Origin of the sequence: Streptomyces alkaliterrae, assembly GCF_007097205.2 — a bacterium.
GTDB lineage: Bacteria > Actinomycetota > Actinomycetes > Streptomycetales > Streptomycetaceae > Streptomyces > Streptomyces alkaliterrae.
In genome coordinates this window covers 1-6,304 of sequence record NZ_VJYK02000311.1, presented here as the reverse complement: position 1 = coordinate 6,304, position 6,304 = coordinate 1, and the positions used below count along the sequence as shown (strand labels likewise).

The window sequence follows — 6,304 nt, the reverse complement described above, 5'->3', positions numbered from 1 at the left end:
CATGCCCCCCGAGTGGGCCCCGCACGAGCGCACCTGGATGGCTTGGCCCAGCCCCAACCCCACCTTCAGCACGCCGCACGAGCTGGCCGAGGCCCGCCGAGCCTGGGGCACCGTCGTCCGCGCCGTCGCCCGCTTCGAACCGGTGACGCTTGTCGTCGCGCCGGGCGACGCCGACAGCGCCCGCGAGAGCGTCGGCGACGGCGTGGAACTGGTCGAACGCGAGCTGGACGACGCGTGGATGCGGGACATCGGCCCGACGTTCGTCACCGACGGCACCGGCGCGCTCGCCGCCGTCGACTGGACTTTCAACGGCTGGGGCGCCCAGGACTGGGCGCGCTGGGAGCACGACGCGAAGATCGCCCGGCACGTCGCGGACCTCGCCGGCACCCCCGTCTACAGCACGTCGCTGGTCAACGAGGGAGGCGCGATCCACGTCGACGGCGAGGGCACCGTCCTCCTCACCGACACCGTGCAGCTCGGCCAGGGCCGCAACCCCGGTCGGACCAGGGCCGAGGTGGAAGCCGAGATCCACGCCCACCTGGGCACCGAGAAGGCCGTCTGGCTGCCCTACGGCCTGGCCGCCGACTACGGCCGCTACGGCACCCAGGGCCACGTCGACCTGGTCGCCGCGTTCGCCCGCCCCGGCGTGGTGATGGTCCACGCCCAGCCCGACCCGGCCCACCCGGACCACGAGCGCTGCAAGACGATCGCCGCCGTGCTGCGCACCGCCACCGACGCCCGGGGCCGCCGACTGGAGGTCGTCGAGATACCGGCGCCGACCGTGCTGAGCATCGACGACGAGTGGGTCGACTACTCCTACCTCAACCACTACCTGTGCAACGACGGCGTCGTACTGTGCGCCTTCGACGACCCCCGTGACGAGGAGGCCGCCGCCCTCTTCCGGGAGCTGTTCCCCGAGCGGACCGTGACACTCGTGGACGCACGTACGATCTTCGCAGCGGGTGGCGGCATCCACTGCATCACCCAGCAGCAGCCGAAGGTGTGACCGAGGGAGCGGACATGGCGGGTGGGGCGCGCGCACGGAAGAACGCGCCGCCGCGCGAGGAGGTGCTCGCGGCCGCCATGGCCACGATCGCCGAGGGCGGTCTCGACAAGCTGACGATGGCCGGCCTCGGCCGCCAGGTCGGCATGAGCAGCGGCCACCTGCTCTACTACTTCCACAGCAAGGACGAACTCCTCCTCCAGACCCTGGAGTGGAGCGAGGCGGCGCTCGGCGACGAGCGCCGCTCCCTGCTGGTGCGCGGTGCCCCGGTGCGGAGCCGCCTGCTGGCCTACGTCGACCTCTACGTCCCCGACGCTCCCGGCGATCCGCACTGGACACTGTGGCTGGAAGTGTGGAACCGCTCCCGCAAGGCCGGCCCGGCCGAGCGGGAACGGCAGGCGGCGATCGAGGGCGCCTGGCACCGCGACCTGGCCGCGCTCCTCGCGGAGGGCGTCTCCACCGGCGAGTTCCGCCCGGTGGACGCCGACCGCACCGCGACGCGGCTTCGCGCCCTGCTCGACGGCTTCAGCATCCAGTTGGCCGTCGGCCTGCCCACGGTCGACCGCGCCACCGTCCTCGCCCACGCCCACGAGTACGTCGACGACACCCTCACCGCGTAGGTCCGCCCGTCCGCTCGGAGTCCGCCCGGGCGGGTCTCACTCCACCGGGACCGAGCGCAGATAGCCGACCAGGGCGTTTTTCAACTCCGCGACCCAGCGCCCGCGTTCGGCCTCCGGGGCGGCCACCACCGTGCCCAGCAGGGCGCCGAAGACCTGGGTCGCCACGACGGCGACCGTGCGACGGCGCTCGACGGGCAGGTCGGGGGCCCGCAGCGCGAGGACCTCGTCGATCTTGCCCACGACGGCCTGGTGCAGGCCGCGTGTCGCCCCGGTCAGGTGCTCCGGCAGTCCGGCACCGGCGAACAGCGCCTTGAAACCGGGGTTCTCCACGTTGACCGCGATCATCGGGTCGACCATGCGGTCCACGAACTCCGGCAGCGGCAGATCGGCGAGGGCCGGGTCGAAGGCCCGTTCGTGCGCCGTGCGCAGCGCGCGTTCGTAGCGCTCGGCCAGCGCGGCGGCCAGCGCCTCCTTGTTGCGGAAGAACTGGTACAGCGTGCCGGGCGAGACCCCGGCGCGTGCGGCGATCGCATTGGTCGTCGCCTTCACGTAGCCGACCTCGGCGAACAACTCGGCGGCCGCGTCGGCCAGTTGCTCCATCCGGCGCTCGCCGCGCGCCTGCCGGCGCCGACCGGCGGGTACTTCCGTCATCACTCACCCAACACCTTTGACAAACGCGAGCGTTCGCTCGTATTTTGATTTTGCGAGCACTCACTCGCATTTTTCATCCTACGTGCCCCGCCGCCCTCCCGCGCCGGGCCTTCCGCACCCTCTCCTACCGGCAGACAACCTCCGGAGCCGATCATGCCCACGTCTCACGACCACGTTCACGACCACGTCCACGACCGTGCTGCCGCCGCCCCGCCGAACCGCCGCGCGATGCTGCGCGGCGCCGCCGCCGGAGCCGGTGCCGTAGGCGCGCTCGGCCTGCTGGGCAGCGCCACCGCGACCGCGGCGGCCCCAGCGGCCGCCACCACCGGCGTGCGGACGCGTTCCCGCCGCTTCGCCGGCAAGGTCGTGCTCATCACCGGCGGCACCTCCGGAATCGGCGAGGCGACCGCGCGCGGCTTCGCCTCGGCCGGCGCCAAGGTGGCCTTCTGCGGCCGCCGGACCGAGCGCGGCCGCGCCGTGGAACGCGACATCCGCCGCTCCGGCGGCGAGGCGACCTACCTGCCGGCCGACGTGCGCGTCCCCGCCGAGGTGAAGCGGTTCGTGGACCGCTCGGTCGAGCGCTACGGCCGGCTGGACATCGCCTTCAACAACGCCGGAATCCAGGTGCAGAAACCGCTGCACGAGACGTCCGTGGCCGAGTGGGACGACACCACCGACACCAACGCCCGCGGGGTCTTCCTCGCGATGAAGTACCAGATACCCCACCTGCTCGCCGGCGGCGGCGGGCAGATCATCGTGAACTCCTCGGTCGGCGCGGTGGTCGGCCGCCCCGGGCTCTCGCTCTACCAGTCCAGCAAACAGGCCGTGCTGGCGCTGGTGAAGTCCGCCGCGCTGGAGTACGGCAGCCGGGGAGTGCGGGTCAACGCCGTTCTGCCGGGCATCACCGACACCGCGATGATCCGGCCGCCCGGGCTCGACGACGCGACCTGGGAGCGGGCAAAGACCGCGCTCGGCAAGCTCAACGTCGACGGGCTGGGGACCGTCGCAGACCCGGAGCACATCGCCACCGCCGTACTGGCCATGGCCGGCGACGAGTTCGGCTACCTCACCGGCGTCGCCCTCCCGGTCGACGGCGGCATCGCGGCGGGTCGGCGGATGCTGCTGCCGGAAAGCTGACGGCGCCCTGACGTCGGAGGCCGGCGCGCCGGGCGTCAGGACTCGGTCACACCGGCGACAAGCTGGTCGGCGGCGGCGTACGGGTCGAGGGTGCCGGCGACGATCTGCTCGGCGAGGGCGCCGAGCCGGCGGTCGCCGTGCAGGTCGGCGATCCGCTCCCGCAGCGCGGTGACGGCGATCGTCTCCACCTCGGTGGCGGCCCGGCGCAGCCGCCGCTCGCCCAGCACACCGCGCTCCTCCATCCACGCCCGGTGCTTCTCCAGCGCCTCGACGACCTCGCCGACGCCCTCACCCCGGCTGGCGACCGTCTTGACGATGGAGGGCCGCCAGTCGCCCGGGCCGCGGGACTCGCCGAGGCCGAGCATGTGGTTCAGCTCCCGGACGGTGGCGTCGGCGCCGTCCCGGTCGGCCTTGTTGACCACGTACACGTCGCCGATCTCCAGGATGCCCGCCTTGGCGGCCTGGATGCCGTCTCCCATGCCCGGCGCGAGCAGCACCACCGAGGTGTCGGCCTGGGAGGCGATCTCCACCTCCGACTGGCCCACCCCGACCGTCTCCACGAGCACCACGTCGCAGCCGGCCGCGTCCAGCACCCGGATCGCCTGCGGCGCCGACCAGGCCAGCCCGCCCAGATGGCCGCGGGTGGCCATCGAGCGGATGTAGACGCCCGGATCGGAGGCGTGGTCCGACATCCGGATGCGGTCGCCGAGCAGTGCCCCGCCGGAGAACGGCGACGACGGGTCCACGGCCAGCACCCCGACCCGCTTGCCCTGCGCCCGGTAGGCGGAGACCAGCGCGGAGGTGGAGGTGGACTTGCCGACGCCCGGCGAGCCCGTCAGACCGACCACGTACGCGTTGCCGGTGTGCGGGGCGAGCGCCGCCATCACCTCCCGCAGCTGCGGGGACGCGCCCTCGACCAGCGAGATCAGCCGCGCCACGGCGCGGGGCCGACCCTCTCGGGCCTGCTCGACGAGTTGGGCGACGTCCACCGCCATGTGCGTTGTGCTCCCCTGCCGTATGGGTCCTGTGTCTGTCATGTGACCGGCGCGTGCCGGGCGGGCGGGCGGCCGGTGGCGGCCCCGCGCGGGGCCGCCACCGCCGGCGTCACTTGCCCGGGACGCGGACGATCAGGGCATCGCCCTGGCCGCCGCCACCGCACAGCGCGGCGGCGCCGAGGCCGCCCCCGCGCCGCTTCAGCTCCAGCGCCAGGTGCAGCACGATCCGGGCGCCGGACATGCCGATCGGGTGGCCCAGCGCGATGGCGCCGCCGTTGACGTTCACCTTTTCGGGGCCGACTCCCAGATCCTTCATTGACTGGTGCGCGACGGCCGCGAACGCCTCGTTGATCTCGATCAGGTCCAGGTCGGCGACCTCGCGGCCCTCCTTGGCCAGCGCGTGAGCGATCGCGTTCGCCGGCTGCGACTGGAGGGAGTTGTCCGGGCCTGCGACGTTGCCGTGCGCGCCGATCTCGGCGATCCACTCCAGGCCCAGCTCCTCGGCCTTGGCGCGGCTCATCACCACGACGGCGGCGGCGCCGTCGGAGATCTGCGAGGCACTGCCCGCGGTGATGGTGCCGTCCTTGGCGAACGCCGGACGCAGCTTGCCCAGCGACTCGGCGGTCGTCTCCGCACGGATGCCCTCGTCCTTGGCGAAGACCACCGGCTCGCCCTTGCGCTGCGGGATCTCCACGGGGGTGATCTCCGCCTCGAACAGGCCGTTCTTCTGCGCGGCGGCGGCCCGCTGGTGGGACGCGGCGGCGATCTCGTCCTGCTCGGCGCGGCCGATGCCCAGACGGGTGTTGTGCTTCTCCGTCGACTCGCCCATGGCGACGTTCTCGAAGGCGTCGGTGAGACCGTCGTGCGCCATGGCGTCCAGCATCTGGACGGCGCCGTACTTGAAGCCGTCACGGGACTTCGGCAGCAGGTGCGGCGCGTTGGTCATGGACTCCTGACCGCCCGCGACGATCACGTCGAACTCGCCGGCGCGGATCAGCTGGTCGGCCAGCGCGATGGCGTCCAGGCCCGAGAGGCAGACCTTGTTCACCGTCAGCGCGGGCACGTTCATCGGGATGCCGGCCTTCACCGCGGCCTGCCGGGCGGGGATCTGCCCTGCACCCGCCTGCAGGACCTGGCCCATGATCACGTACTGGACCTGGTCGCCGCCGATACCCGCCCGGTCCAGCGCGGCCTTGATGGCGAAGCCACCGAGGTCGGCGCCGGAGAAGGACTTCAGCGAGCCGAGCAGTCGTCCCATGGGCGTGCGGGCGCCCGCGACGATCACGGAGGTGGTGCCGGTGGTGCCAGTCATGCTGCGGCCCCTTCGAGGTGGATGTGAGTGAGGGTTAACCGTCAATGTACTGAGGGGTACCCGGCCGGTCACCGGTGCACGGGTGTGACCGTGCGCACGTTGCGTAACCGCGCCGGGAGCGGTGTCCTAAGAAAATGCTGACGCGCATCGACCACATCGGGATCGCCTGTTTCGACCTGGACAGGACTGTTGAGTTCTACCGTGCCACGTACGGCTTCGAGGTGTTCCACACCGAGGTCAACGAGGAGCAGGGCGTGCGGGAGGCCATGCTCCGGATCAACGGCACGGACGACGGCGGGGCCTCCTACATCCAGCTTCTCGAACCCGTGACGGAGGAGTCCACCGTCGCGAAGTGGCTGGCGAAGAACGGCGAGGGCGTGCACCACATCGCCTTCGGCACGGCCGACGTCGACGGCGACGCCCAGGCCATCGCGGACAAGGGCGTCCGGGTCCTGTACGACGAGCCGCGCCGGGGCTCGATGGGCTCCCGCATCACCTTCCTGCACCCCAAGGACTGCCACGGCGTGCTGACCGAGCTGGTCACCTCCGCCCCCGCCGACGAACAGCACTGACCCTGTCTCTTATA

7 protein-coding genes are annotated in these 6,304 nt (G+C 72.3%); 4 read left to right on the top strand and 3 right to left on the bottom strand.

The annotated features are described in order from the left end of the window. Nucleotide 1: 1 nt before the first annotated feature. Nucleotides 2-1,006 (top strand): agmatine deiminase family protein, encoded by a 1,005-nt coding sequence (locus FNX44_RS22305; RefSeq protein ID WP_143650574.1) that lies wholly within the window; start codon nt 2-4, stop codon nt 1,004-1,006. Between the two features lie 14 nt (nt 1,007-1,020). Continuing rightward, nucleotides 1,021-1,623: a TetR/AcrR family transcriptional regulator gene (locus tag FNX44_RS22300; RefSeq protein ID WP_143650573.1), complete on the top strand. Its 603-nt coding sequence runs from the start codon at nt 1,021-1,023 to the stop codon at nt 1,621-1,623. A 36-nt stretch (nt 1,624-1,659) separates the two neighbouring features. On the opposite strand, the gene FNX44_RS22295 is transcribed toward FNX44_RS22300, so the two are convergent. Beyond that, on the bottom strand, nt 1,660-2,274 hold the full coding sequence (locus FNX44_RS22295) for a TetR/AcrR family transcriptional regulator (RefSeq protein ID WP_228450109.1): 615 nt from the start codon (nt 2,272-2,274) through the stop codon (nt 1,660-1,662). Between the two features lie 153 nt (nt 2,275-2,427). On the opposite strand from FNX44_RS22295, the gene FNX44_RS22290 reads away from it, so the two are divergent. Continuing rightward, the gene (locus tag FNX44_RS22290; protein ID WP_228450108.1) at nt 2,428-3,411 is read left to right on the top strand and encodes an SDR family NAD(P)-dependent oxidoreductase; all 984 of its coding nucleotides are present in this window, start codon (nt 2,428-2,430) and stop codon (nt 3,409-3,411) included. Nucleotides 3,412-3,446: 35 nt separating this feature from the next. Here the strand turns inward: FNX44_RS22290 and meaB are convergent, their stop codons facing one another. Both meaB and FNX44_RS22280 read right to left on the bottom strand, forming a co-directional pair. Further along, the gene (meaB, locus tag FNX44_RS22285) at nt 3,447-4,406 is read right to left on the bottom strand and encodes a methylmalonyl Co-A mutase-associated GTPase MeaB (protein WP_143650572.1); all 960 of its coding nucleotides are present in this window, start codon (nt 4,404-4,406) and stop codon (nt 3,447-3,449) included. 109 nt (nt 4,407-4,515) lie between these two features. After that, nucleotides 4,516-5,718, bottom strand: a complete 1,203-nt coding sequence (locus FNX44_RS22280; protein WP_143650571.1) for an acetyl-CoA C-acetyltransferase — start codon at nt 5,716-5,718, stop codon at nt 4,516-4,518. A gap of 134 nt (nt 5,719-5,852) precedes the next feature. On the opposite strand from FNX44_RS22280, the gene mce reads away from it, so the two are divergent. Next, nucleotides 5,853-6,290: a methylmalonyl-CoA epimerase gene (gene mce / locus FNX44_RS22275; RefSeq protein WP_143650570.1), complete on the top strand. Its 438-nt coding sequence runs from the start codon at nt 5,853-5,855 to the stop codon at nt 6,288-6,290. The last annotated feature ends 14 nt before the right edge of the window (nt 6,291-6,304 follow it).